Consider the following 23,956-nt stretch of genomic DNA (forward strand, 5'->3'; position numbering starts at 1 on the left):
CACGCGTTGGAAAGAGAGCCGGGTGTACCGCCCGAGCGTGCAGGCCGTCCCCGGCGCGAAGGCACTCCGCCACCGCCCCGCCGCACCGATGGACCCCCACGCCGTCCGGAGCGTCGTCAGCCGCCCCCGCAGCAGCCCCCGCCCGAACGCGGTGAGCGTCCGCGGCGGGCTGTGCCGCCGCCTCCTCCTCCGCCGCCGGTGGACGGACGCCGCCAGCGGGTGGCAGGCCGCCCCGACGACGAGACACGGCGGCTGAGGCCACCGCAGGCCCCGCCGCCGAACCAGGTACCGCCGCGGAAGGTGCCCCCTCCCCAGGGGACGCCTCCGCCGCCGACCCGTCGTCAGCCGGTTCCGCCGCCGCAGGGCCCGCCGCTGCCGCAGCCGTCCCAGAACCCGCCGCCGCGGCGTCCGGCCGTGTCACAGCCGCCTCCTCAGGCGCTCCACCAGACACCGCCTCCGCCGCATCGCGGGCGCCGCCAGCCGCCACCGGTCCGCCCGTGGCAGGTCGACCGGCGCGACGAACCCGACGCGACGCGGTTCATCCCGCGCACCCCCGGCGTCCCGATGGGCTCGCGCTGGCCGGTCGCCGACCCTGACGTCCTCCGCCCGTACGACCAGCTCGCCACGCAGGTCATGCCGGCGATCAAGGACGCGCCGCTGGTCAAACCGCGGCCGGGGGAGACGGGCGAGCAGGATGTCGCCGCCCCGGCGAAGGCGCCGTCGATCGCGAAGTCGAGCGGCCGGATGGCGATCGCCTCGCTGATCAGCCGCATCACCGGCTTCGCCTGGAAGCTGCTGCTGGTCGCGGCCATCGGCGCCCAGGTGGAGAACGACTCCTTCAACGTCGCCAACACCATGCCGAACATCATCTTCGAGCTGCTGATGGGCGGGGTGCTGTCCAGCCTCGTGGTCCCGCTGCTCGTGCGGTCGCAGGACGACAAGGACGGCGGCGAGGCGTACACCCAGCGGCTGGTCACGGTGGCGGGCACGCTGCTCGTGGTCGGGACGACGATCGCCGTCTTCGCGGCGCCGTTGATCACCAAGCTCTACGTCGACGACAAGGGCCAGGCGAATCCCGAGCTGGTCACCGCGTTCGCGTACCTGCTGCTGCCGCAGATCTTCTTCTACGGCGTGTTCGCGCTGCTCTCGGCGGTGTTGAACGCGAAGAACATCTTCGGCCCGACAGCATGGGCGCCGGTGATCAACAACCTCGTCGTCATCTTCACCATCCTCGTGGTGTGGATCATGCCGGGGAACATCTCCACCGATCCGGTGTCGATCACCGACCCGAAGGTGCTGACCCTGGGCATCGGCGTGACCTCGGGCATCGTGGCGCAGTCGGTGCTGCTGATCCCGCCGCTGCTGCGGTCGGGGTTCAAGTTCAAATGGCGCTGGGGCATCGACAAGCGCATGAAGGAGTTCGGCGGGCTGGCGCTGTGGACCGTCGGCTACGTCGCGGTCAGCCAGGTCGGCTACACGATCACGACCCGGGTGCTGACCAGCGGTTCGCAGGGCGGTGTGACCGCGTACAGCAACGCGTGGCTGCTCTTCCAGCTGCCGTACGGCGTCATCGGGGTGTCGCTGCTGACCGCGATCATGCCGCGGATGAGCCGCGCGGCCGCGGACGGCGACCACAAGAAGCTGATCGGCGACCTCTCCTACGCGTCGCGGATCTCGACGGTGATGCTCGTGCCGATCTCCGCGGTGATGACCGTAGTGGGCGGTTCGGTCGGTATCGCCCTGTTCACCTTGGGCAAGGGCACGGTCGAGGACGCGTCACGGATGGGCGAGGCGCTGGCCATCTCCGCGTTCGCGCTGCTGCCGTACGCGCTGGTCATGCTTCAGATGCGGGTGTTCTACTCGATGAAGGACGCGCGGACGCCGGTGCTGATCATGATCGTGATGACCGTGGTGAAGGTGCCGCTGCTGTACCTGTGCCCCGTCCTGCTTTCGCCGGACAACATCGTGCTCGGCGTGATGATGGTCAACGGCCTCACGTTCGTCGTCGGCGCGATCCTCGGTCAGGTCTGGCTGTGGGTGACCCTCGGAAATCTCCGGAGCAAGCGCGTTCTCGGGGTGATCCTCTTCACGGTCGTCGCGAGTGTGCTCGGGGTCGGCGCGGCGTGGCTCGCCGGGCAGATCGTCCCCGACTCGTTCGGGCCTACTTTCCATGCCTGGGTGAAACTTCTGCTCCAGACGGTGGTCGGGATCGTGGTGTCGTTCGGCGTGCTCATGGCCTTGAAGGTCGAGGAATTGAAGCCCGCCACGGCGAGGATCACCCGGTTGATCAAGCGCGGATAACGATTCACGTACGGATGGCGCGCGTTCACGGGTCGTATTCTGGGTACTCTCGGGGCGGGAGCTACGCGGGAGAGTGCGGTGGATACGAGACGGAGCGAACAGGCAGGGGAGGCCGGCCAGATGGGCATCCGGGCCCAAGGCGGGTCGCTGGCCCCTGGCCGGGTCGTCGGTGACGGCCGGTATCGCCTGCTCGCACAGTTCGGGGTGGACGAGCGGGCCGCCGCGCATCTTTGGCGTGCCCGCGACGGGCAGCTGAAGCGGGACGTGGCGCTGACGCTGCTGGTCGGCGACCCCGCGGACGCGGAAGCCGCCCGGCTCGCGCGCCGGACGCTGGAGCGTGCCGCGCACGCCTCCAAGTTCGGCCACGGCGGGGTCGCGCGCGTTCTCGACGTGCTCAGCCTCGGCAGCGGCGTCACATCGAGCGAAGGTCTGCTCGGTGTCGTCGTCGCGGAATGGACCAAGGGCAGCGACCTGGTCGACCTGGTGGCGCAGCGCCCGGTGGCGCCCGCCGCGGCGGCCAGGATGGTGCAGGCGCTGGCGGAAGCCGTCGACCACGCCCATCAGAACGGTCTCGTCCTCGGCCTCGACCACCCGCAGCGTCTCCGGCTCACCCCGGACGGCGCACTGAAGCTCGCCTTCCCGGGCCCCTTGCCCGAAGCGACCCTTCGCGACGACGTCAAAGCACTCGGCGCCGTCCTCTACCTGCTGCTGACCGGCCGGTGGGCCCTTCCCGGTGGCCCGGCCGCGATCCCGGCGGCGCCGCACGCGCCGACCGGCCGTGTCATCCCGCCGCGTTCACTGGTCCCGACGGTGCCCGTCGAGCTGTCCTCGCTCGCCGTCCGCACCATCGAGGACGGCGGCCACGGCGGTATCCGCACCAGCGCGGCCATCCTGCGTGTCCTGGACCAGGTCGCCGAAGCCGAAGAACGCACCCAGCTGATCAAGGCCGTCGGCGAGGAAGAGGCCGTGGCCGAATCGGACGGCACGGTCTGGACGACGAAGAAGCCGGTCAAGGACGTCGCGCGCCGCAAGAAGCTGGCGTTCGGCGTGACCGTGCTGGTCGTCGCGACCGTGGTCATCCTCGCCTGGGGCGGGATGATGCTGATCAACCTGTTCCAGGGCGAGTCGAAGTCCAGCGGTCCGAAAATCAACGTCGCCGCGTCCTCTTCGCAGGTCGCGCCGCCGCCCTCGGGCGAGCAGCCGCCGCCGGCCCAGCAGAAGCCGTCCCCCGCCGTGGGTGCCGCGGTGAAGCCGTCGGCCGTGGCCGTCTACAACCCGGGCAGCAGGGGCGACAGCCCCGGCAAGGCCAGGAACGCCACCGACGGCGACACGGTCACCTCGTGGAAGACCGACCAGTACGACAAGCAGTTCCCGGTGCTCAAGGACGGCGTCGGGCTGGTCGTGACCTTCAAGGACCCGATCAACCTCACCCAGGTCAAGATCGACGCGGCGAACCCCGGCTCGAAGGTCGAGATCCGCTCCGCCGACAAGAAGAACCCGAAGCTCGACGAAACGAAGGTCGTCGGGACCGGAGACCTCGCGGAGGGCGAGTCGACCATCGCGTTGCAGCAGCCTCAGCAGGGTCAGTACTTCATCATCTGGATCACTCAGCTGGGTGAAGATGACAAAGGAAAGTTCGTCACCGAACTCAAAGAGCTGACCTTCCTGCCTGCGGGGTGACGGCGGACACCGGGTCAGTAGGCTCTCCCGGGTGACAGCTGCAGCTCCCACGGACGCGGATCTCATAGCGGCGCATGCCGCTGGAGACCCGCACGCGTTCAGTGAACTGGTCCAGCGACATCGAGACCGCATGTGGGCGGTGGCCCTGCGCACCTTGCGGGATCCGGAAGAAGCCGCGGACGCCCTGCAGGACGCCTTCATCTCCGCGTTCCGAGCAGCGGGCAACTTCAGAGCAGAATCGCAGGTCACGACGTGGTTGCACCGCATCGTCGTGAACGCGTGCCTCGACCGCATCCGGCGGGGCAAGGCCAGACCGACCGTTCCGTTGCCCGAGACCGGGCAGTTCAACGAGCCCGCTTCACCGCGTGACTCGATGTCGGAACGCGAGACGAGCCTGGTCGTCAAGGAAGCCCTCGACCAGCTCCCCGAAGAGCAGCGTGCCCCGATCGTGTTGGTCGACGTCGAGGGATACTCCGTCGCCGAGACGGCGAAGATGCTCGGCATCGCCGAGGGCACGGTCAAGAGCCGGTGTGCCCGAGGTCGCGGAAAGCTCGCGAAGGTTCTCGGACATCTACGGAACCCCGATGCGATTGCGAACGTCCCAACTCACGAAAGCAAACGAGAGCGCGCTACCCCGCAACGGGGTGCCAGGCGTCCTCAGGGCACGCCGGGTGACGGGGAGGGACGATGACAGACGAGAGCAGGGGGATCGGTGGGACCGTCGGTCCGCCGTGGTCTGTCGATGTGCTCGCCGACCTGCACGCAGGTGTGCTGGACGAGCGAGAAGCGGCCAAGCTGTGGCCGCTGGTGAACGCCGACCCCGAAGCACTGGCGATCATCGAAGCACTCGAAGCGACCACAGCCGACCTCGCGGAACTCGCGAACGAGCCGGTCGCGCCGATGCCGGCGGAGTACGCGGCACGGATCGACGCCGCGCTGGCCGCCGAAATGCGAGTGTCGCCTGCGTTTCAAGGCGCATCTGAACGGCCGCAGGAGCAGGTCGCCCCGGTGGTGGACCTCGCGGCCGCACGGCGGCGGCGGAACAAACGGATCGGCTGGGGCGCCGGAATAGCGACCGTGGCGGCGGCGGCCATCGCCGCCGTGGCGATAGTCGTCCCGGCCACCCGGGAGCCGGATTCGGGCGGTATCGCCCAGCCCGCGCCGTCGGCTCCTTCCGGACCTTCGGTCGGCGGAGACGGCGGAGGTGCCGAAGCCCTCGTCGGCAAGGCGATCGGCGTCCGCGACTTCGGCTCGCTGAAGACCGAAGAACGCCTCGACGCCTGCGTCGCCGCGGCCGGAATGGACGCCGACGTGCGGCCGGAGGGCATCCGGCCGGTGAACGTCGCGGGCAAGGACGGCGTGATGGTGATCTACACCACAGGCAAACTCGCCCAGTTCCGCATCGTCGCCTTCGGTGCCGACTGCGGCCCCGGCAACCCGGCGGTCCTCTTCGACAAGATCATCGGAGCGAAGTAGCAGACGAGACGCGGTAAGTGGTGGCAAAGGTCCCTTGCTCTCCGGATGGGGAGCAAGGGACCTTTGCCACCACCTCGGCGCGGGGCGGGGAAGTAGCGCCGGTCACCCCGGGAACACCGGCCCTTACGATCGTGTTGAGCCTGGTGAACAGGTCACTACGAGCGGAGGTCACGGGTGGCTGCCGAGGAGATCAGGAACCTGATCATTGTGGGATCGGGTCCTGCGGGATACACCGCCGCTGTCTACGCGGCACGGGCGCAGCTCGAACCGCTGGTGTTCGAGGGCACTCAGTTCGGCGGTGCGCTGATGACGACGACGGAGGTCGAGAACTTCCCCGGCTTCCGCGAAGGCATCCAGGGTCCCGACCTCATGGAAGAGATGCGCGAGCAGGCCAAGCGTTTCGGCGCCGACCTGCGCCAGGAGGACGTCGAGTCCGTCGAGCTGACCGGTGACGTCAAGTACGTCTTCGCGAACGGCAAGCGCTACGCGGCCCGCGCGGTCGTGCTCTCGATGGGCGCCGCGGCCCGCTATCTGAACGTGCCCGGCGAGCAGGAACTGCTCGGCCGCGGGGTTTCGGCCTGTGCCACCTGCGACGGTTTCTTCTTCCGCGACCACGACATCGTGGTCGCCGGCGGCGGCGACTCGGCGATGGAGGAGGCGACCTTCCTGACGAAGTTCGCCAAGTCCGTGACGATCGTCCACCGCCGCGAGGAGTTCCGCGCTTCCAAGATCATGCTGGAGCGTGCCCGCGAGAACGAGAAGATCAAGTGGGCGCTCAACAAGCAGATCACCGAGGTCGAGGGTGAGGGCAAGGTCGAGGGCCTGAAGCTCAAGGACACGGTCACCGGTGAGGAGTCCAAGCTGGACGTGACCGGGTTCTTCGTCGCGATCGGTCACGACCCGCGCAGCGAACTGGTGCGCGGCCAGGTGGACCTCGACGAGGACGGCTACGTGCTCACCAAGGGCCGCACCTCGTACACGAACCTTCCCGGCGTTTTCGCCGCGGGCGACCTGGTCGACCGCACGTACCGGCAGGCGATCACCGCCGCGGGCTCGGGCTGCGCCGCGGCGATCGACGCGGAACGATGGCTGGCGGAGCACGCCGGTGTCGAGGCCGCCCAGGAGACCCCTGAGCTGGTCGGTGGCGGCTACGGCGCCACCACCGACTGACTTTCCCAACACCGGAGTTTCACCACCCAGAAGGAGACACCATGGCCAACACCGTGACGGTGACCGACAAGACGTTCGTCGACGACGTGCTGACGAGCGAGAAGCCCGTCCTGGTCGACTTCTGGGCCACCTGGTGCGGTCCGTGCAAGATGGTCGCCCCGGTACTCGAGGAGATCGCGGCCGAGAACGGCGAGAAGCTGACGATCGCGAAGCTCGACATCGACGCCAACCCGAACACTGCGCGTGACTACCAGGTGATGTCGATCCCGACGCTGATCCTGTTCCAGGGCGGCAAGCCGGTGAAGCAGATCGTCGGCGCCAAGCCGAAGGCCGCGCTGCTGTCGGACCTCGCCGACGTCCTCTGATCTCGCGTTTCACCTGCCGAAACCCGGGGCCTGCCCAGGCTCCGGGTTTCGTCGTCACGGGGAATGGGTAGATCTCTCCGTTATGGGAACGCCTGGACGAGTTCCACGAACGGGGACTTGACGCACCGACCGGGCCTCCGCGCTCACCGAGAGTTCACAGGGCACAATAGAGCACCGGGGTTCGCCCCGCAGGGTTTTCATAGTCGTGCATCGAGCTCGATCGGTGCCCCAAGGGAAGAGCGAGGAGTGCATGCGGGTACTCCGCCGCGGTGACGCCGGACCGGACGTCGCCGAGATCAGGTCCACGCTGGCGGCGATGGAGCTGCTCCCGCCGGTGACCGAATCCGGGGAGTACGAGGTCTTCGACACGGCGATGGAACATGCCGTGCGGGCGTTCCAGCAGCGCCGTGGGCTCATCACCGACGGTCTGGTGGGTCCGGCCACCTATCAGGCGCTTCGCGGCGCCGGCTTCCATCTCGGCAGCCGGCCGCTGACCTACATGTTCTCCGCCCCCATGCAGGGTGACGACGTCTTCGCGCTCCAGGAGCGGCTGACCGAGCTCGGTTTCGACGCCGGCCGCCCGGACGGCCACTTCGGTCCCCAGACCGAGCGTGCGCTCAAGACCTTCCAGCGCGACATGCGCCTGGTCGCCGACGGTATGTGCGGCCCGGCCACCATCCGTGAGCTGCACCGGCTCTCTTCGCCGCGTGCCCGCGGCGGCCGCCCCGTTTTCCTGCGCGAGCAGGAGCAGGTGCGGCAGGCGGGCCCCCGGCTGCGCGGCAAGCGCATCGTGATCGACCCTGGCCACGGCGGCGAGGACCTCGGGGTCGTCGCGGGCGGCTTGCGCGAGGCGGACATCGCCTGGGACCTGGCGCGGCGGCTCGAAGGCCGGATGCAGGCCACGGGCATGGAGGCGCTGATCTCGCGCGGCCCGAACCAGAGCCCGACTGAGGGTGAGCGGGCGAAGTTCGCGAACGAGGCGGGCGCCGACCTGTTCCTTTCGCTGCACAACGACAAGAACCCCTCGCCCAAGGCGCAGGGGGTCGCGAGCTTCCACTTCGGCACCGGCAACGGCACCACGTCGACCGTCGGTGAGTTGCTGGCCGGCTTCATCCAGCGCGAGCTGGCCGCCCGCACCGGCATGCTCGATTGCCGCACGCACTACAAGACCTGGGAGATCTTCACCCGCACCCGCTGCCCCGCGGTGCGGATCGAGATCGGCTACCTGACCAACCCCGAGGACAGCCGCAAACTGGCGGACCCGGCTTTCCGCGACGTCGTCGCCGAAGGCATCCTGGTCGCTGTGAAGCGCCTGTACCTCCTCGGCGAAGGCGACCAACCGACCGGCACGTTCACCTTCGCGGACGTCCTGGCCCACGAACTCGCCAAAGCGGAGTAGCCAGTCCTCCACACCCGCACGCGGGCGCACATCCCTCTGCCGACGCCCTCGGCACAACCGGTTGTGTGCCCCGTCCCCCGAGTACGCCACCCCTAGCTCCACCTGGCGCGCAGCCCCCACCCTTCCCGGGGGGCGTCCCCAAGTCCAGCCTACCCATCCACAGATTTTCCACCGCTCCTAGCAGCGATCTGTGGATAACTCGGCGGGTTACCCACAGCTGTCCCCAGGCAGGGGGATGGCTGCTGCGCGCGCTCTGAAACTCTGCTAAAGCGGGGCGAAGAAGGTCAGGCGCGGCCCATGCTCGGCTCGGCCGTCGTGATGGAGACCTGGCCGAGTAGCCGTTCGAGGGCCGCCTCCACGTCTTCCTTCCACGAGATCGCCGACCGCAGTTCCAGCCGCAGCCGCGGCCACCGCGGATGCGGCCGCACGGTCTTGAACCCGACGCTCTGCAGGAACGCGGCGGGCAGGACACAACTGTGCCCGCCGTCCGGATCGGTCTCGTCGGGCTTGGCGTCCCCGAAGGCCTCGATCGCGCGAACCCCGCGTTTGGTGAGGTCCTTCGCGACGGCCTGCACCAGCATCCGGCCGAGCCCGCCGCCCTGGAATTCGGGAAGCACCTGGAAGGCGGTCAGCAGGACCGCGTCGGGGCCGGGGGGCGAAGTCGGGAAAGCCAGCGAGCGCGGCACGGCGTTCGGCGGCGCGTAGAGCACGAAACCGACGGGCAGGGTGTCGCTGTAGACGATCCGGCCGCAGGAACCCCACTCCAGCAGCACGCTGGAGACCCAGGCTTCCTTTTCGACCTCTGTCGCGCCGTATTCCTCGGCCTGCGCCTTCAGATGCGGTGCCAGCTCCCAGTACACGCAGCGGCGACAGCTCTTGGGCAGGTGTTCGAGGTTGTCCAGGGTTACGCCCACGACGCGACGCGACACAGACAAACCTCCCTGAATGAGGAACACCCGACGCGGCCTTGTCCCGAGCAGGGCTCACTGAAGGGGTCCAGACCGAGGATAGGCCGATGTGATGAACACCGAAAGGCCAGGGCCCCTCAAGGGAGGGTGGTTACACTCGATGGAACTACCAGTCGGTAGCGACTATGTCCACTTCGAAGCCGGGTGAAGCGCCTGATGACCGAGAACCGCCCTGTCCGGCCGGAGCCCGGCCGACACAACCTCGACCCTCATCTCGACCGCTACGCCGCTCGTACGGCCGGGATGACTGCTTCCGAGATCAGGGCCTTGTTCGCGGTGGCCAGTCGCCCCGAAGTGGTGTCGCTCGCCGGCGGGATGCCGAACCTCGCCGCGCTCCCGTTGGACACGCTGTCCGCGCAGGTCGGCGAGCTCATCGCCCAAGACGGCCTGGTCGCGCTCCAGTACGGCTCCGCGCACGGCATCCCGTCGCTGCGTGAGCAGATCTGCGAAATCATGGCCCTCGAGGGCATCAAGGCCCACCCGGACGACGTCGTCGTGACGGTCGGCTCCCAGATGGGGCTCGACATGGTCACCCGGCTGTTCTGCGATCCGGGTGACGTCATCATCGCCGAGGGCCCGTCGTACGTCGGCGCGCTGGGCTCGTTCGCCGCGTACCAGGCGGACGTCGTCCATGTCGCGATGGACGACCACGGCCTGGTCCCCGAGGGGCTCCGCGCCGCGCTCGCGGAGACACGGAAAGCGGGCCGCCGGGTCAAGTTCCTCTACACGATCCCCAACTTCCACAACCCCGGCGGCGTCACGCTGGCCGTCGAGCGGCGCGCGGAGATCGTGGAGATCTGCCGGGAGAACGACATCCTCATCGTCGAGGACAACCCGTACGGACTGCTCGGCTTCGGCGGGCAGACGTACCCCGCGCTCCGCTCGATCGACCCCGACAATGTCGTTTACCTGGGCTCCTTTTCGAAGACGTTCGCGTCCGGCCTGCGGGTCGGCTGGGTGCTCGCGCCGCATGCCGTCCGGGAGAAACTCGTGCTCGCGGCCGAGTCCGCGACGCTTTGTCCGCCAACGCTTAACCAGTTGATCGTGTCGCGATACCTCTCGACGCACGACTGGATGGGGCAGATCAAGACCTTTCGCGAGAACTACCGGGAGCGACGGGACGCGATCCTGTCCGCGCTCGATCAGCACATGCCCGCCGGTTGCAGCTGGACCAAACCCGATGGCGGTTTCTACGTCTGGATGACCGTCCCCGAGGGCGTGGACACGAAGGCGATGCTGCCGCGGGCCGTCACGGCCCGCGTCGCGTACGCCTCCGGAACCGGTTTCTACGCCGACGGTTTCGGCAGCAGACAGCTTCGACTTTCCTACTGCTACCCGACGCCCGAGCGGATCCGCGAAGGTGTCCGGCGGCTCGCCGCGGTGCTCGAGTCCGAAATGGACCTCGCGCGTACCTTCGGTAACGCGAGCCCACGCTCGATCTCGGGGCCGCAGAACCCTTCTCCGGACACGGTCTGATCGGCCGGACGTCCCCAAGCACAAAGGAGTCTCGGTGGTCGACCGCACCGTTGCCGTACTCGCAGGCGGACTTTCCCACGAACGCGATGTCTCTCTCCGCTCCGGACGCCGGCTCTCGGTCGCGTTGCGGGCGGAAGGTCTCATCGTCGAGGAGTGGGACACCGACGCGGGCCTGCTCGAACGCCTGCGCACCCAGCGGCCTGACGCGGCCATCGTCGCCCTTCACGGTGGTGAGGGGGAGAACGGCGCGGTGCAGACGGTGCTGGAGATGCTCGACGTGCCTTACGTCGGGACCAGTTCGCGGGGCTGCCGCCGCGCGTGGGACAAGCCGACGGCCAAGGCACTCGTCGCCGACGCGGGTTTCACCACGCCGGACTGGGTCGTGCTGCCGCACAGCACCTTCCGCGAACTCGGCGCGCAGGCCGTGCTCGACTCGATGGTCGAGACGCTGGGCCTGCCCATGATCCTCAAACCGGACCAGGGCGGTTCGGCGCTGGGCGCCCAGGTCGTCAAGAACGCCGCTGAAATGCCCGGCGCGATGGTCGGCTGCTTCGCTTACGGAGACACCGTTCTCGCCGAGAAGTTCGTATCCGGCGTTGAGGTGGCCGTGACGGTCATCGAAGGCGCGGAAGGCCCCGAGGCCCTGCCCGCGGTCGAGATCGTGCCGGAGAGCGGCGTGTACGACTACACCGCCCGCTACACCGCCGGGCTGACCGATTTCTTCACCCCCGCGCGGATCCCCGACGACGCCGCCAAGGCGGTCAGCGAGCTGGCCGTCGCCGTGCACCGGCAACTCGGGCTTCGCGACATCTCCCGCACCGACGCCGTGGTCGCCGAAGACGGCACGGTCTACTTCCTCGCGGTGAACCTGTCCCCGGGCCTGACCGAGACTTCGATCGTCCCGGTGGCGATCGAGGCGTCCGGTGCCACCCTCGGCTCGGTCTTCGCCGACCTCGTGGGACGGGCGATTTCCCGCAAGAGCTGAGTCTTTCAGTTCTGGACGGCGACTACCTGGTACTCGTCCTCGTAGACGACCCGGCCCGGATTCGCCGACCGGACGGTCTCGCACGGGATCTCGTGCGCCTCGAGAATCGCCAGGTAGCCGTCGACCCGCTCGATGAAGACACGAGCGGTCGCCTTGAACCACGCTGCGGCTCCGGGATTGACCTCCGCGTCGTAGACGCTCGGATCGGCGTGCGCCGGGTTGATGAAGTTCGCGTCGTACCAGTCGTTGTTCGCCCTGCGGAAGGCTTCCTGCTCGACGGTCAGGCGTCCGGCCCGGGCGAGCCCGTTCACGAGACCGAAGACGCCGGTGAAGTTTCCACGCTCATCGCGGACCGGGCTCTGGAAGCGGACGAAGGGGAGACCGGTCACCGCCGAGGCCAGCCGCGGATCCAGGCCAGCAGCTCTTCGTCGCGCAGAGAGCCGATCACGACATCGGCGGGGAAGTCCTGCTGCTTCAAGGTGGGAACTCCGATGACGGTCATCCCGGCCGCTCGCGCCGACCGGAGACCGGTCGGCGAGTCCTCGAACGCCAACGCGTCGACGGGATCGACGTCGAGCAGTGCGCAGGCGGTCCGGTACATCTCCGGATCGGGCTTCGGCGCGGCCACCTCGTCGGCGGCCAGTTTCACGGGAAACATCTCCGAAAGCCCGCCGCGAACGAGCGCGGCTTCGAGGAGCGCCCGGGGCGAGTTGCTCGCGACGGCGACCGGGACGGCGGCGGCGGTCAACTCGACCAACTCGCGCGCGCCGGGCATCGCCTCCGCTTTCGCGGTGACGACTTCGGTCACCAACCTCAGCAACTCGTCCGCGATCTCGGCGCCGCCCTCGGGTTCGCCGAACGCCTCCGCCATCGCGTCGGCGGCGGCCGGGAGCGACTTGCCGATCACCAACGCCTTCTCGTCCGGACCGAAGGGCAGACCTCGCCGAGCGAACAGCTCGGTCTCGGCGACCGACCAACACGGCTCGGTGTCCATGAGTAGTCCGTCGCAGTCGAAGACCACCGCGCGGGGATTTCGACCGCCGACGAGCCCTTTCATACTTGCCCCCAGTTCAAGTACTCAGCGTGATTTCTCTGTCGACACCCAGCTATCGTCACCGTGACAAAACGACCTGGGGTAATCCCTAATCGGTTTCGCGTGTCTGATTTGCCTGATTTTGATCCATCAGCGCCACGATGCGTTCAAGATCGTCAACGGACCCGAATTCGAGCGTGATCCGACCTTTTCGGCGACCCAAGTCGACCTTCACGCGAGTGTCGAACCGGTCCGAGAGCCGGTTCGCCAGCTCCTGAAGACCGGGAGCCTGGATCGGCTTGCGCGGAGCGGGCTTCGGCTTGGCCGGCTTTTCGCTCTTCTTGAGCGTGACGGCTTCTTCGGTCGCGCGGACCGACATGCCTTCCGCGACGATCCGCGCGGCCAGCTCTTCCTGACTGTCGGCGTCTTCGAGGGAGAGCAGCGCCCGCGCGTGACCCGCCGAAAGCACCCCGGCCGCGACCCGCCGCTGGACCGCGAGGGGGAGTTTGAGCAAGCGGATCGTGTTGGTGATGACCGGCCGGCTGCGCCCGATCCGGCCCGCCAGCTCCTCGTGCGTGACCGCGAACTCGTCGAGCAGCTGCTGATACGCCGCCGCCTCTTCGAGCGGGTTGAGCTGAACGCGGTGGATGTTCTCGAGCAGCGCGTCGCGCAGCATCGCCTCGTCGGCGGTCTGGCGGACGATCGCCGGGATCGCCTCCAGCTCCGCCAGCTGGGAGGCACGCAGGCGCCGCTCGCCCATGACGAGTTCGTACTCGTCGGAGCCGAGCTCCCTGACCACGATGGGCTGCATGAGCCCGAACTCGCGGATCGAGTGCTCCAGCTCGTTGAGCGCGTCCTCGTCGAAGACCTGCCGCGGCTGCTTCGGGTTCGGCTTGATCTGGCTGACCGGCACCTCGCGGTAGACCGCGCCGGCGACCGTTCCGCCGTGTGAACCGGCCGCACCGTTGGCCGCGAACCAGCCCTTGTCATCCGGCCCGACGGGCTTGCTCGCGGGCGCGGACGGGGCAGGGGAGCCGTTCTCGGCCGGGGCCGCCGAACCCGGCGGCGGGCCGGTGGGGATCAGGGCGGCGAGCCCGCGCCCGAGCCCCCCTCTGCGCTCGCTCATGCCGTACCGCTCCTTTCCTTCATCTCCACCCCACGTTGCGCGATCTCCTTGGCCGCGTCCACGTAGCTCATCGCACCCCGGGAACCCGGGTCGTACGCGAGGACCGTCTGCCCGTATCCGGGGGCTTCGGAGACCTTCACGCTGCGCGGGATCACCGTCTTGAGAACAGTGTCCCCGAAGTGGTTCCGGACCTCGTTCGTCACCTGATCGGCCAGCTTCGTCCGGCCGTCGTACATGGTGAGCAGGATCGTGGAGACGCTGAGTTCGCGGTTCAGGTGCGCCTGGACGAGCTCGATGTTGCTCAGCAGCTGACCCAGACCTTCGAGCGCGTAGTACTCGCACTGGATCGGGATCAGCACCTCCTGCGCGGCGACCATCGCGTTGACGGTCAACAGGCCGAGCGACGGCGGGCAGTCGATGAAGACGTAGTCGACGCCGATCTCGTCGAGGATCTCGGACGACAGCGCCTCCTTGAGCCGCATCTCGCGGGACGCCATGGAGACGAGTTCGATCTCGGCGCCGGCGAGGTCGATGGTCGCGGGCACGCAGTAGAGGTTGGGCGACTGCTCGCTCTGGGCCGCCGCCTCGGCGAGCGACACCTCGCCGATCAGTACCTCGTAGATCGACGGCGTGCCGGATCGGTGGTCGATATCGAGCGCGGTGCTCGCGTTGCCCTGGGGGTCGAGGTCGATCACGAGCGTCTTGAGCCCGTGCACGGCCAGGGCGGCGGCGAGGTTCACCGTGCTCGTCGTCTTGCCGACGCCGCCCTTCTGGTTGGCGACCGTCAGCACCCGCCGGCGGTTCGGCCGGGGGAGCGCACCCTCCTTGGGGTGCAGCACACTGGCGGCGCGGACGGCTTCTTCGGCGATGGGCGTCCAGCCGAGTTCCTGGCCGACGCTCGCAGGGTCGGACGGCGGGGGAGTCACCGGTCTCGAGCCTCCTCTGTAGTGGACGTGAGAGTCGTTCTGCGTTGTTTCACGTGGAACCGGTCTAGCTGCGCCTGCCGCGCGATCGAGACGGTTTGGGGGGCAGACGGTGGATCACGACGACCGTGCTCGGAACCTCGAGCACCTTGGCGCCGCACTCGAAGACTTCCGGTTCGCCGCCGCCGGCCTTCCGGACGGCGGCGCGATCGCGTTCGATTTCCTCTCCAGCGCTCGCTCCTTTGAGGGCGACCAGAGCACCTTGGGAACGCACGAGCGGGAGGCACCAGTTCGCGAGCCGGGCCAACGGAGCGACCGCCCGGGCGGTGACGACATCCGCGCCACCGAGCTCCTCACGTACCTGCCGCTCCTCCGCGCGCCCGCGGACAACGGTGATGGGGAGTTCCAGCTTCTCGGCAACCTCGGCCAGCCAGTCGACGCGGCGGGCCATCGGTTCGAGCAGAACGATATCGAGGTCCGGTCGGCTGATCGCGAGCGGTACACCCGGAAGGCCCGCGCCTGAGCCGACGTCGACCACGCGGGCGCCGTCCGGGATCCGTTCGCCGATCACGGCGGAGTTGAGGACGTGGCGCTCCCACAGCCGGTCGACCTCCCTGGGGCCGATCAGCCCGCGCTCGACGCCGTGCCGCTCCAGGAGTTCGACGTAGCCGACGGCTTGCTCGGCGCGGTCTCCGAATACTTCCGACGCCGCGCTCCGTACCGATGCGGCGACCCCGTCCAAGCCCACTCTCGCTCCTCAACCCTCGACGCCGTTTCACGTGAAACGCGCTCCACTGATTGTCCATGACGCTGACCGCAAAGCGGGGAGACAGTCCGAAGTTGTGGACAACTCCACTCGCCCTCGCCCGTTTCACGTGAAACGCCACGCGTGTAATTCATCCGGACAACAAAGAAGCGGCCCGCCGGATGACCGGCGGGCCGCTTCGTTCGAGAAAACCGTCAGGCGGGGAAGATGACGACCCGGCGCTTCGGGTCCTCTCCTTCGCTCTCGCTCTTGACCCCGTCGACGGCGGCGACCGCGTCGTGCACGACCTTCCGCTCGAACGGGCTCATCGGCTGCAGCCGGACACGCTCGCCGGAGGAGACCACCGTCTCGGCGGTCGAGCGGCCGAGCTCGCGGAGCTCCTCGCGGCGGTCCGCTCGCCAGCCCGCGATGTCCAGCATCAGCCGGCTCCGCGAACCAGTCTCCTGCTGCACCGCCAGTCGAGTCAGCTCCTGCAGCGCCTCAAGGACGGTGCCGCGGGGGCCGACGAGCTTCTCCAGGTCTTCGCCGCCGTCGATGCTGACGATCGCGCGGCCCGCTTCGACATCGAGGTCGATGTCGCCGTCATAGTCCAAAAGGTCGAGCAGCCGCTCGAGGTAGTCACCGGCGATGTCGCCCTCCTTTACGAGGACGTCGTCGTCGACACCTCCCTTGCGAGCGGTCTCTTCAGCGGCGGCCTCAACGTCGGCCGCGCTGTTCTCCTCGGCGTCGATCGTGTCGATCGTCTCCGCCATTACTGGTCTCCTCTCCGGCCCGGATCGGCGTCAGCGACGCTTCCGGCCCGATTTCTTAGTCGAGTCCGAGATGAGACCGGGCACGTCCGCACCGTTCTCCTTCGAGCCGTTCGTCGACGACTCGGCCGTTCCGTCTTTGGCGTCCTTCTTCTCCGCGGTGGAGGATTCGGTCTGGGCGAAGCCGTGCGGCGAGCCCGCCTTCTTGACCTGACCGCCGGAGGACTGCTTGTTCCTCTTCTGCTGGACCGGCTTCTGACCGGGGCGCGGCGCGGTCGGCTTCTGGCCCGGCTTCGGGCCGAGGTTCGCGCGCTTCTCCTTCTCGGCCGCCTTGCGGGCCTCTTCTTCCTTGTCGATCTTCGTGTAGACGAGGCGCTGCTGCATCAGGGTCCAGCCGTTGTTGGCGAGCCAGTAGATGAGCAGACCGATCGGGAACAGCGCACCGAAGACGAGGACACCGATCGGGAAGACGTACATCGTGAGCTTGTTCATCATCGCGGTCTGCGGGGTGGCCGACTCGGGGTTCTGGCGCTGGACCGAGTGCCGCGCGGTGAGGTGCGTCGCGATACTCGCGACGATCATCAGCGGGATCGCGACCGGAGCGACGCCCCAGTGGAACCCGGGAGCCGCGTTCCCTCCGCTGACCATGTCGACGCCGGTGTAGATGGCGTCGCCGAGGTTGACGCCGAACAGCTTCGCGTGAACGTAGGACTCGACACCGGCCTGGTCGAAGAAGTAGTTCTCGGTCTTCGGGCCGCCATACGGGTTGATGGTGAACATCCGCAGGACGTGGTTAAGGCCGATGAAGACCGGGATCTGAAGCAGCATCGGCAGGCAGCTGCCAAGCGGGTTGACGCCGTGCTCCTTCTGGAGCTTCTGCATCTCCATCGCCTGGCGTTGCCGGTCGTTGGAGTACTTCTTCTGGATCTTCTTCATTTCCGGCGCGAAGTCCTGCATCTTCTTCATCGACCGGACCTGGTTCACGAACGGCTTGAACATGATGCCGCGGACGGTGACCGTCAGGAAGACGATCGCGAGGACCCAGGAGATCGCGTTCGCCTCACCGAACACGAGCCCGAAGACCTTGTGCCAACACCACAAGATGAAGGACACGGGGTAGTAGATGAAGTCGAGCACTGAGCTACTCCTCGATCGGTGTTTCAGGTCGGCGGTGGCGCCACGAGAACGTCTCGGGTACCGGGTCGCGGCCGGGCATGGTCCACGGGCCACAGCGCAGCAGACGCCGGGCCGCGAGATAACTACCGCGGCCGGCGCCGTGCCGGGTCAGTGCCTCGACGGCGTACGCGCTACAGCTCGGGTAGAACCGGCACGCCGGAGGAAAGAAGGGGGAGATCGCCTTGCGGTACAGCTTGATGGGCAGGAGCAGCACCCATGCCACCGGGCCGGGGCGGGCGTCTTCGGTGGTCTCGTTCTCGGTGGCTCGCATGCCGTTACACCGCTGATCCGTTGTCGGGGGCTCGCGTCTGGCGGGACTTCCCGGTGACGGCAGAGTGCGCCGAGTGCCCGGACAGCCCGAGGCGTCGCAACGACGCGTCGAGGTCCGAGCCGAGTTCCGCGCTGGACGCGTCCGCGGCCGGTGGTAGTGCCCGTATCACCAACGAGCTCCCCGGCGGCAGTGTTCCGAGCCTGGCGGAAATGAGATGCCTCAACCTGCGGGTGACCCGGTGACGGACCACCGAATTGCCGACGGCCTTGCTCACCACAAAACCCGCCCGTGCCGCTTCGGCGGCATCGGGCGGGTCCGTGGTCAACGCATGGACGACGAGGCGGCGCCTGCCTGCCTTGGCCCCACGCCGCATCACGGCACGGAAATCCTCACTGCGCCGCAACCTCGCGGCGGCCGGCAGCACGACGTCCCTCGACGGCGACCGGATCAGGCGGACAGCGCGCCGCGGCCCTTGCGACGGCGAGCCGCCAGGATGGCCCGGCCGGCGCGGGTCCGCATCCGAAGCCGGAACCCGTGGACCCGGGCGCGTCGGCGGTTGTTCGGCTGGAAGGTGCGCTTACCCTTGCTCACGGCTAACTTCTCCTGTTTCTCGGCCGCCGGGAACGGTTCGACCCGTTCCTGGCGTGTCGTGCTGACGCACGGCAGTCTCTGGTGTCTCCTACCAACGTGTGGCCTCGTCACGTCGAGCGACGACAACGTGGGCACGCGAAACGCCCCCGCTGTATACGGGAGACCTTACGAGGGTACGCACCCGCCCCCCGAGCCCGGCAGGCACCCCCTCGACCACGCACCGCGACGGTACGTGGAGAGTGATCACCGACGACGCGAGGGCATCGAATGGCAACACGCCGTACACCGTGAAATGCTTGCGCGCGAGGATGCCTTGTGGCAACGAGCGGGGCTTGTTAGCGTGCCCCTCCCGGGTTTTCGCCGAGGTGGAACGGTGCAGGCGCCCGGGTGTCCTTGGGGATGTGGAGGCGTCCCGTCGGCATACGTCGAGCCCGCAGGTGACGTCACCGCGGGCCGCCGTACATTAGTGCACAGCTGTGGACAACTATGTGGATATTTGCTGTGCGCATGAGTCGATCGGGCCAGGATGACGCTCGACCCGGCGTTTCGGGCCGCTGAGTGATCTCGCCGCAGCGCACCGATGAGGGGAGGGGAGTCAGGCAGGTGTCCGATCACCAGCACAATCTTGGCGTCATCTGGGAACAGGTCGTGCGCGAGCTGTCGGATGGCACCCTCTCCCCGCAGCAGCGCGCCTGGATGCGGGTGACCCGGCCGATCGGCCTGCTCGACGGCACCGCGCTTCTCGCCGCCCCCAGCGACTTCGCCAAGGAAGCGATCGAGCGCGCTCTCCGCGGCGCCATCACCGAAGCTCTTTCGCGCCGGCTCGGCCGCGCGGTCTCGCTCGCGGTGAAGGTCGACAGCACCGAGCCCTCGATGCCTCCGCCTCCGCCCTCGCCCGGCCCCCGCTACGAACCGACTTCACCCAGCCGGGTGGAAAACGGTTCCGGACCGGTGCCGGGTACTCCTCCGCTGCCCGAAGGCGACGGCATGCTGTCCCCGACCAGGCCCCGGCCCGAGCCTCCGAAGCCGAGGCCGCCGAGGCAGCAGCCGGTGGACAACAGCCTCAACGATGGCGATGACAGCGATGAAGAAGTCGACGAAGAGGGCGAGGCCCTCGCCGCCGTGACCGAGATCTGGCCGACGTTCTCCGGCCAGCCGATCGCGGGTCAGCCCTACACCGCGCCGGCGCAGCCGCAGACGTCGAAGACGAAGCTCAACGAGAAGTACACGTTCGACACGTTCGTCATCGGCGCGTCGAACCGCTTCGCGCACGCGGCCGCGGTCGCCGTCGCCGAAGCACCGGCGCGCGCGTACAACCCGTTGTTCATCTGGGGAGAGTCCGGACTCGGGAAGACCCACCTGCTGCACGCGGTCGGGCACTACGCCCAGCGGCTGTTCCCCGGCATGCGCGTGCGGTACGTGTCGACCGAAGAGTTCACCAACGACTTCATCAACTCGCTGCGCGACGACCGCAAGGTCGCCTTCCAGCGCCGCTACCGCGACATCGACATCCTGCTCGTCGACGACATCCAGTTCCTGGAAGGCAAAGAAGGTACGCAGGAAGAGTTCTTCCACACCTTCAACACCCTCCACAACGCGAACAAGCAGATCGTCGTCTCTTCCGACCGCCCGCCGAAGCGCCTCGAAACGCTGGAAGACCGGCTGCGCACACGGTTCGAGTGGGGCCTCATCACCGACATCCAGCCGCCGGAACTCGAAACGCGGATCGCGATCCTTCGCAAGAAGGCCGCCCAGGACCGGCTCGCGGTTCCCGGCGAGGTCCTGGAGTTCATCGCTTCGCGCGTCGAGGCGAACATCCGGGAACTCGAAGGCGCGCTCATCCGCGTCACCGCCTTCGCATCGCTGAACCAGCAGCCCGTCGACGTGGCGCTCGCCGAAATCGTGCTCCGGGACCTCATCCCGGATTCGCACGCACCGGAGATCACCGCGCCGACCATCATGGGCGTCACGTCCGAGTTCTTCGACGTGACGCTCGACGACCTCTGCGGCCCCGGCAAGACGAAGGCGCTCGCGACCGCACGCCAGATCGCGATGTACCTCTGCCGCGAACTGACCGACATGTCGCTGCCGAAGATCGGGCAGACCTTCGGCGGCCGCGACCACACGACCGTCATGCACGCGGACAAGAAGATCCGCAAGGAGATGGCCGAACGACGGCGCATCTACGACCAGGTGCAGGAACTGACCTCACGGATCAAGCAGCGCGCACGGCAGTAGTTTTTAATCGAGCGCTGACGTAAACGTGCCGAAGGGGCGTCGTTCCGCTTCCAACTCAGGTTGAGAGCGGAGGGCGCCCCTTCATCACGTTTACGTGGGCCTTCGGCCCGAAAGAGGGCGCTCGACGGTGAAGTCTCCGTCGGGCGCGGGGCGCCCTTGGGGAGACCCTGGGGTCACCAGGCAACAATCGCTTGGCCGACAAGGGGTTTCGGGGCTCTCACCGTCCAGGTGGGAGCCCTTCTTGTATCCACATAGGACCGAACTGGGGCATCGGGATCGACCCGTCGATCGGGACCGCTTCGCCCCGGAGCTTGGCCGGATCACGCGAGTTCCGCCTTCAAGCACGCGAATGACGCCATCCGGCAAGAAGGCGGGAGCGCTAGAGCGCCTTCACGGCGGCCAGGAGCGAGTGTGGGCGGCGAAGGGCGCGAAGTGGGCGAAGCAGCTTAAGGGGTGCTTCGGGATTTTCCTTGTGCACAAAGGGAATCCACATGCTGTGGGTAGCTTGTGCACAACTCCGGTGGGCCTGAGAGCTGCGGCGACCAGGATTCCGTCCACATCGCACTCACAGGCAATCCACAGCATTTCCACACCAAGATCCACACGCTGTCCCCAGGTTGCCCACATCTTGTGCACAAGGGTGACGCAAGCTGCACGGATCACTCTCCCGAGCGATTCCGGTCACGAACGCCGCCCACAACCCTGGGTACAAACCGCCCCACAACTGGGGATAACCATGGGGACAACTGTGGATGACTGTGGACAGATCGAGCGCCGCCCGAATCCATCCACCGACGGCCCGAGCTGTCCACCGTCCGTACACACCCGGAGTCCACAGCCTGGGAGGCGCTCGGACCTGCGCGAACGAGCCTTGTCCACACAATCCACAACGCCTATTACTACTGCTGTCTTTTCTTCTTCTCTAGAAGAGAACAAAACAAAAACAGGCGAAGGACGAATCTGGGGACAGCCGATGAGCCGTGTCGTCTTGTCGACAAAAGCAAGGGGAGGCCGAGGTGACGCGGACCCCGGGGACGGCCTAACGTGGGTCCCTGCACCTGGTCTGCGTGTCGACGTGCGTTCGCGTCCTCGCTCGGACCGAACAACACCTGCGAGGCACCTGGCCATCGCGCTCTCCGGCCGAGGTGACCCGTTGAGCTTTCGAGCCGTCAGGGGCTCGGCTGTCGAAAGGAAGCGCGCATGAAGATCCGCGTCGAGCGTGACGGGCTGGCCGACGCCGTCGCGTGGGTGGCGAGAAGCCTCCCGTCGCGGCCTCCGGTCCCGGTGCTGGGCGGCGTCCTGCTCGATGCGGGATCCGACGGGACGAGTGACGCCCTCACCGTCTCCGGATTCGACTACGAGGTCTCCGCCACGGTCGGCGTCCCGGCCACCATCGCCGACGGCGGCCGTCTGCTGGTCTCCGGCCGCTTGCTGGCCGACATCACGAAGTCGCTGCCCGCGCAGCCGGTCGAGATCTCCGTCGACGGCGCCCGCGCGACCATCACCTGCGGCTCCGCGCGCTTCTCCCTGCCGACCATGCCGGTCGAGGACTACCCGCAGCTTCCGTCCCAGCCCGCCTTCGCCGGTGAACTCACCGGTGACGCGTTCGGCCAGGCCGTCACCCAGGTCGTCGTCGCGGCGGGCAAGGACGACACCCTCCCGATGCTGACCGGCATGCGGCTGGAGATCTCCGGCTCCTCGCTGACCCTGGTCGCCACCGACCGCTTCCGCCTCGCGATGCGCGAGTTCACCTGGGAGCCGGCCGAGGGCCTGTCCGACGCCGCGGTGCTCGTCCCGGCCCGCACGCTCGCCGAGGCCGCGAAGACGCTCGGTGCCAGCGGAGCCAAGATCCGGCTCGCGCTCGCCAGCGGCGAAGGCCTCCTCGGTCTCTCCGGCTCCGGCCGCTACACCACGACCCGCCTCCTCGACGCGGAGTTCCCGCCGTACCGGCAGCTGTTGCCGGCGCAGCACACGTCGCGCGCGGTCATCGAGGTCTCCGCGCTCGCCGAGTCCATCAAGCGTGTTTCGCTCGTCGCCGAGCGTGGCACCCAGGTGCGGCTGGAGTTCAACGACGGTTCGCTGCGCCTGTCCGCCGGCGGCGACGACGAGGGATCGGCCGAAGAAGAGCTTCAGGTCGACTACGAGGGCGAGCCGGTGACCATCGCGTTCAACCCGGGTTACCTCGTCGACGGGCTCGGCGCGCTGAACGCGAACCGGGCGGAACTGACGTTCACCACCCCGAACCGGCCGGCGCTGATCAAGCCCGCCGACGAGGAGGGCAACGTCGTCCCCGGCTACCTGTACCTCCTGATGCCGGTTCGCCTCCCGGGCTGACCGGCAGCCACTTCTGTTCGCACCAAAGGGGATCTTCATGGCTCAGCTGGGACTCATCGGCCTCGGCAAAATGGGGTTCAACATGCGTGAGCGGCTGCGCGCGGCCGGTCACGAGGTGGTCGGCTACGACCGCAACCCCGACGTCACCGACTCCACCTCACTCGAGGACATGGTGTCCAAACTGGACGGTCCCCGGATCGTCTGGATCATGGTGCCGGCCGGTGAACCCACCCGGCAGACCGTCGCGGAGCTCGGCAACCTGCTGTCCGAGGGCGACCTCGTGATCGACGGCGGCAACTCGAAGTACACCGACGACAGGATCAACGCGGACCTGCTCGCCGCGAAGAAGATCGGCTACCTCGACTGCGGGGTTTCCGGTGGCGTGTGGGGCAAGGACAACGGCTACGGCCTGATGGTCGGCGGCGCGGCTTCGGATGTCGAGAAGGCCATGCCGATCTTCGACGCGCTTCGCCCCGAAGGCCCGCGTGACGAGGGCTTCTCGCACGCCGGCGCCGTCGGCTCCGGTCACTACGCGAAGATGATCCACAACGGCATCGAGTACGGCATGATGCAGGCCTTCGCCGAAGGCTTCGAGCTGCTCGAAGCCGCGAAGGTCGTCGAGAACGTGCCCGCGGTGATCAAGGGCTGGCAGCGGGGGACCGTCGTCCGCTCGTGGCTGCTCGACCTGCTCGTTCGCGCGCTCGACGAGGACCCGGAGCTGGACGACCTCGAGGGCTACGTCGAGGATTCCGGCGAAGGCCGGTGGACGCTGGAAGAGGCGATCAACAACGCGGTCCCGGCGCCGGTCATCTCGGCCGCGCTGTTCGCGCGGTTCGCTTCGCGCCAGGAGGACTCCGCCGCCATGCGGGCCGTCGCCGCGCTGCGCAACCAGTTCGGCGGGCACTCGGTCAAGAAGGCCGGCGACTAGG

At 68.0% G+C, this 23,956-nt stretch carries 24 protein-coding genes; 13 read left to right on the plus strand and 11 right to left on the minus strand.

What is annotated here, in order from left to right:
- Window positions 1-22: 22 nt before the first annotated feature.
- From AC069H_RS02000 to AC069H_RS02035, 8 genes are all read left to right on the plus strand, one after another.
- On the plus strand, window positions 23-256 hold the full coding sequence (locus tag AC069H_RS02000) for a hypothetical protein (protein WP_478231057.1): 234 nt from the start codon (window positions 23-25) through the stop codon (window positions 254-256).
- On the plus strand, window positions 199-2,301 hold the full coding sequence (murJ, locus tag AC069H_RS02005; protein ID WP_478231058.1) for a murein biosynthesis integral membrane protein MurJ: 2,103 nt from the start codon (window positions 199-201) through the stop codon (window positions 2,299-2,301). Before AC069H_RS02000 ends, murJ begins: the two co-directional genes overlap by 58 nt.
- Window positions 2,302-2,421: 120 nt before the next feature.
- Window positions 2,422-3,981, plus strand: coding sequence for a protein kinase family protein (locus tag AC069H_RS02010; protein WP_478231405.1), 1,560 nt, complete (start codon window positions 2,422-2,424; stop codon window positions 3,979-3,981).
- 31 nt (window positions 3,982-4,012) lie between these two features.
- Window positions 4,013-4,672 carry an RNA polymerase sigma factor SigM gene (sigM, locus tag AC069H_RS02015; protein ID WP_037333997.1) on the plus strand — a complete coding sequence of 220 codons (660 nt, stop codon included), beginning with the start codon at window positions 4,013-4,015 and terminating at the stop codon, window positions 4,670-4,672.
- Window positions 4,669-5,457, plus strand: coding sequence for a hypothetical protein (locus tag AC069H_RS02020; protein ID WP_478223925.1), 789 nt, complete (start codon window positions 4,669-4,671; stop codon window positions 5,455-5,457). Before sigM ends, AC069H_RS02020 begins: the two co-directional genes overlap by 4 nt.
- Window positions 5,458-5,631: 174 nt before the next feature.
- Complete coding sequence (trxB, locus tag AC069H_RS02025) at window positions 5,632-6,627, plus strand: thioredoxin-disulfide reductase (protein WP_478223924.1); 996 nt, start codon at window positions 5,632-5,634, stop codon at window positions 6,625-6,627.
- Window positions 6,628-6,668: 41 nt separating this feature from the next.
- Window positions 6,669-6,992 (plus strand): thioredoxin, encoded by a 324-nt coding sequence (trxA, locus tag AC069H_RS02030; RefSeq protein WP_007032253.1) that lies wholly within the window; start codon window positions 6,669-6,671, stop codon window positions 6,990-6,992.
- A gap of 250 nt (window positions 6,993-7,242) precedes the next feature.
- Complete coding sequence (locus AC069H_RS02035) at window positions 7,243-8,391, plus strand: N-acetylmuramoyl-L-alanine amidase (RefSeq protein ID WP_478223923.1); 1,149 nt, start codon at window positions 7,243-7,245, stop codon at window positions 8,389-8,391.
- A gap of 284 nt (window positions 8,392-8,675) precedes the next feature.
- On the opposite strand, the gene AC069H_RS02040 is transcribed toward AC069H_RS02035, so the two are convergent.
- A complete protein-coding gene (locus tag AC069H_RS02040; RefSeq protein ID WP_465459656.1) occupies window positions 8,676-9,320 on the minus strand; it encodes a GNAT family N-acetyltransferase in 645 nt (214 codons plus the stop codon).
- Window positions 9,321-9,515: 195 nt separating this feature from the next.
- Here AC069H_RS02040 and AC069H_RS02045 point away from each other — a divergent pair, with 195 nt between their 5' ends.
- Entirely contained in the window at window positions 9,516-10,835 is a 1,320-nt protein-coding gene (locus tag AC069H_RS02045; protein WP_478223922.1) for an aminotransferase-like domain-containing protein, read from the plus strand.
- Window positions 10,836-10,869: 34 nt separating this feature from the next.
- The gene (locus AC069H_RS02050; protein WP_478231059.1) at window positions 10,870-11,820 is read left to right on the plus strand and encodes a D-alanine--D-alanine ligase family protein; all 951 of its coding nucleotides are present in this window, start codon (window positions 10,870-10,872) and stop codon (window positions 11,818-11,820) included.
- Window positions 11,821-11,825: 5 nt separating this feature from the next.
- On the opposite strand, the gene AC069H_RS02055 is transcribed toward AC069H_RS02050, so the two are convergent.
- The 10 genes from AC069H_RS02055 to rpmH form a co-directional block, all read right to left on the minus strand.
- Window positions 11,826-12,209 (minus strand): hypothetical protein, encoded by a 384-nt coding sequence (locus tag AC069H_RS02055; RefSeq protein WP_478223921.1) that lies wholly within the window; start codon window positions 12,207-12,209, stop codon window positions 11,826-11,828.
- Window positions 12,206-12,877 (minus strand): HAD family hydrolase, encoded by a 672-nt coding sequence (locus AC069H_RS02060; protein WP_478223920.1) that lies wholly within the window; start codon window positions 12,875-12,877, stop codon window positions 12,206-12,208. The genes AC069H_RS02055 and AC069H_RS02060 overlap by 4 nt, the downstream gene beginning before the upstream one ends.
- 85 nt (window positions 12,878-12,962) lie before the next feature.
- Window positions 12,963-13,979: a ParB/RepB/Spo0J family partition protein gene (locus AC069H_RS02065; RefSeq protein ID WP_478223919.1), complete on the minus strand. Its 1,017-nt coding sequence runs from the start codon at window positions 13,977-13,979 to the stop codon at window positions 12,963-12,965.
- Window positions 13,976-14,905 carry a ParA family protein gene (locus tag AC069H_RS02070; RefSeq protein WP_125679348.1) on the minus strand — a complete coding sequence of 310 codons (930 nt, stop codon included), beginning with the start codon at window positions 14,903-14,905 and terminating at the stop codon, window positions 13,976-13,978. Before AC069H_RS02070 ends, AC069H_RS02065 begins: the two co-directional genes overlap by 4 nt.
- Window positions 14,906-14,969: 64 nt before the next feature.
- Window positions 14,970-15,650 (minus strand): 16S rRNA (guanine(527)-N(7))-methyltransferase RsmG, encoded by a 681-nt coding sequence (gene rsmG / locus AC069H_RS02075; RefSeq protein ID WP_478231060.1) that lies wholly within the window; start codon window positions 15,648-15,650, stop codon window positions 14,970-14,972.
- A gap of 212 nt (window positions 15,651-15,862) precedes the next feature.
- Window positions 15,863-16,420, minus strand: a complete 558-nt coding sequence (locus tag AC069H_RS02080) for a Jag family protein (protein WP_125679346.1) — start codon at window positions 16,418-16,420, stop codon at window positions 15,863-15,865.
- Between the two features lie 30 nt (window positions 16,421-16,450).
- Window positions 16,451-17,554, minus strand: a complete 1,104-nt coding sequence (yidC, locus tag AC069H_RS02085; protein WP_478223917.1) for a membrane protein insertase YidC — start codon at window positions 17,552-17,554, stop codon at window positions 16,451-16,453.
- 4 nt (window positions 17,555-17,558) lie between these two features.
- Window positions 17,559-17,864, minus strand: a complete 306-nt coding sequence (yidD, locus tag AC069H_RS02090) for a membrane protein insertion efficiency factor YidD (RefSeq protein ID WP_340686101.1) — start codon at window positions 17,862-17,864, stop codon at window positions 17,559-17,561.
- 4 nt (window positions 17,865-17,868) lie between these two features.
- Entirely contained in the window at window positions 17,869-18,288 is a 420-nt protein-coding gene (rnpA, locus tag AC069H_RS02095) for a ribonuclease P protein component (protein WP_478223916.1), read from the minus strand.
- A gap of 23 nt (window positions 18,289-18,311) precedes the next feature.
- Complete coding sequence (gene rpmH / locus AC069H_RS02100) at window positions 18,312-18,455, minus strand: 50S ribosomal protein L34 (protein ID WP_005154511.1); 144 nt, start codon at window positions 18,453-18,455, stop codon at window positions 18,312-18,314.
- A 603-nt stretch (window positions 18,456-19,058) separates the two neighbouring features.
- Here rpmH and dnaA point away from each other — a divergent pair.
- From dnaA to gnd, 3 genes are all read left to right on the plus strand, one after another.
- A complete protein-coding gene (gene dnaA, locus AC069H_RS02105; protein WP_125679342.1) occupies window positions 19,059-20,693 on the plus strand; it encodes a chromosomal replication initiator protein DnaA in 1,635 nt (544 codons plus the stop codon).
- Between the two features lie 1,200 nt (window positions 20,694-21,893).
- On the plus strand, window positions 21,894-23,027 hold the full coding sequence (gene dnaN / locus AC069H_RS02110) for a DNA polymerase III subunit beta (RefSeq protein WP_020632653.1): 1,134 nt from the start codon (window positions 21,894-21,896) through the stop codon (window positions 23,025-23,027).
- 37 nt (window positions 23,028-23,064) lie between these two features.
- Complete coding sequence (gnd, locus tag AC069H_RS02115) at window positions 23,065-23,955, plus strand: phosphogluconate dehydrogenase (NAD(+)-dependent, decarboxylating) (RefSeq protein ID WP_016330461.1); 891 nt, start codon at window positions 23,065-23,067, stop codon at window positions 23,953-23,955.
- The last annotated feature ends 1 nt before the right edge of the window (window position 23,956 follow it).

The organism is Amycolatopsis sp. NPDC043887, from assembly GCF_056435665.1.

Bases quoted from the DNA above. Each gene is read 5' to 3' on its own strand.
- AC069H_RS02010 (WP_478231405.1), top strand. From the start codon at position 2,422: ATGGGCATCCGGGCCCAAGGCGGGTCGCTGGCCCCTGGCCGGGTCGTC.
- AC069H_RS02020 (WP_478223925.1), top strand. From the start codon at position 4,669: ATGACAGACGAGAGCAGGGGGATCGGTGGGACCGTCGGTCCGCCGTGG.
- trxA (WP_007032253.1), top strand. From the start codon at position 6,669: ATGGCCAACACCGTGACGGTGACCGACAAGACGTTCGTCGACGACGTG.
- AC069H_RS02035 (WP_478223923.1), top strand. From the start codon at position 7,243: ATGCGGGTACTCCGCCGCGGTGACGCCGGACCGGACGTCGCCGAGATC.
- AC069H_RS02045 (WP_478223922.1), top strand. From the start codon at position 9,516: ATGACCGAGAACCGCCCTGTCCGGCCGGAGCCCGGCCGACACAACCTC.
- AC069H_RS02060 (WP_478223920.1), bottom strand. From the start codon at position 12,877: ATGAAAGGGCTCGTCGGCGGTCGAAATCCCCGCGCGGTGGTCTTCGAC.
- AC069H_RS02065 (WP_478223919.1), bottom strand. From the start codon at position 13,979: ATGAGCGAGCGCAGAGGGGGGCTCGGGCGCGGGCTCGCCGCCCTGATC.
- AC069H_RS02080 (WP_125679346.1), bottom strand. From the start codon at position 16,420: ATGGCGGAGACGATCGACACGATCGACGCCGAGGAGAACAGCGCGGCC.
- yidD (WP_340686101.1), bottom strand. From the start codon at position 17,864: ATGCGAGCCACCGAGAACGAGACCACCGAAGACGCCCGCCCCGGCCCG.
- dnaN (WP_020632653.1), top strand. From the start codon at position 21,894: ATGAAGATCCGCGTCGAGCGTGACGGGCTGGCCGACGCCGTCGCGTGG.
- gnd (WP_016330461.1), top strand. From the start codon at position 23,065: ATGGCTCAGCTGGGACTCATCGGCCTCGGCAAAATGGGGTTCAACATG.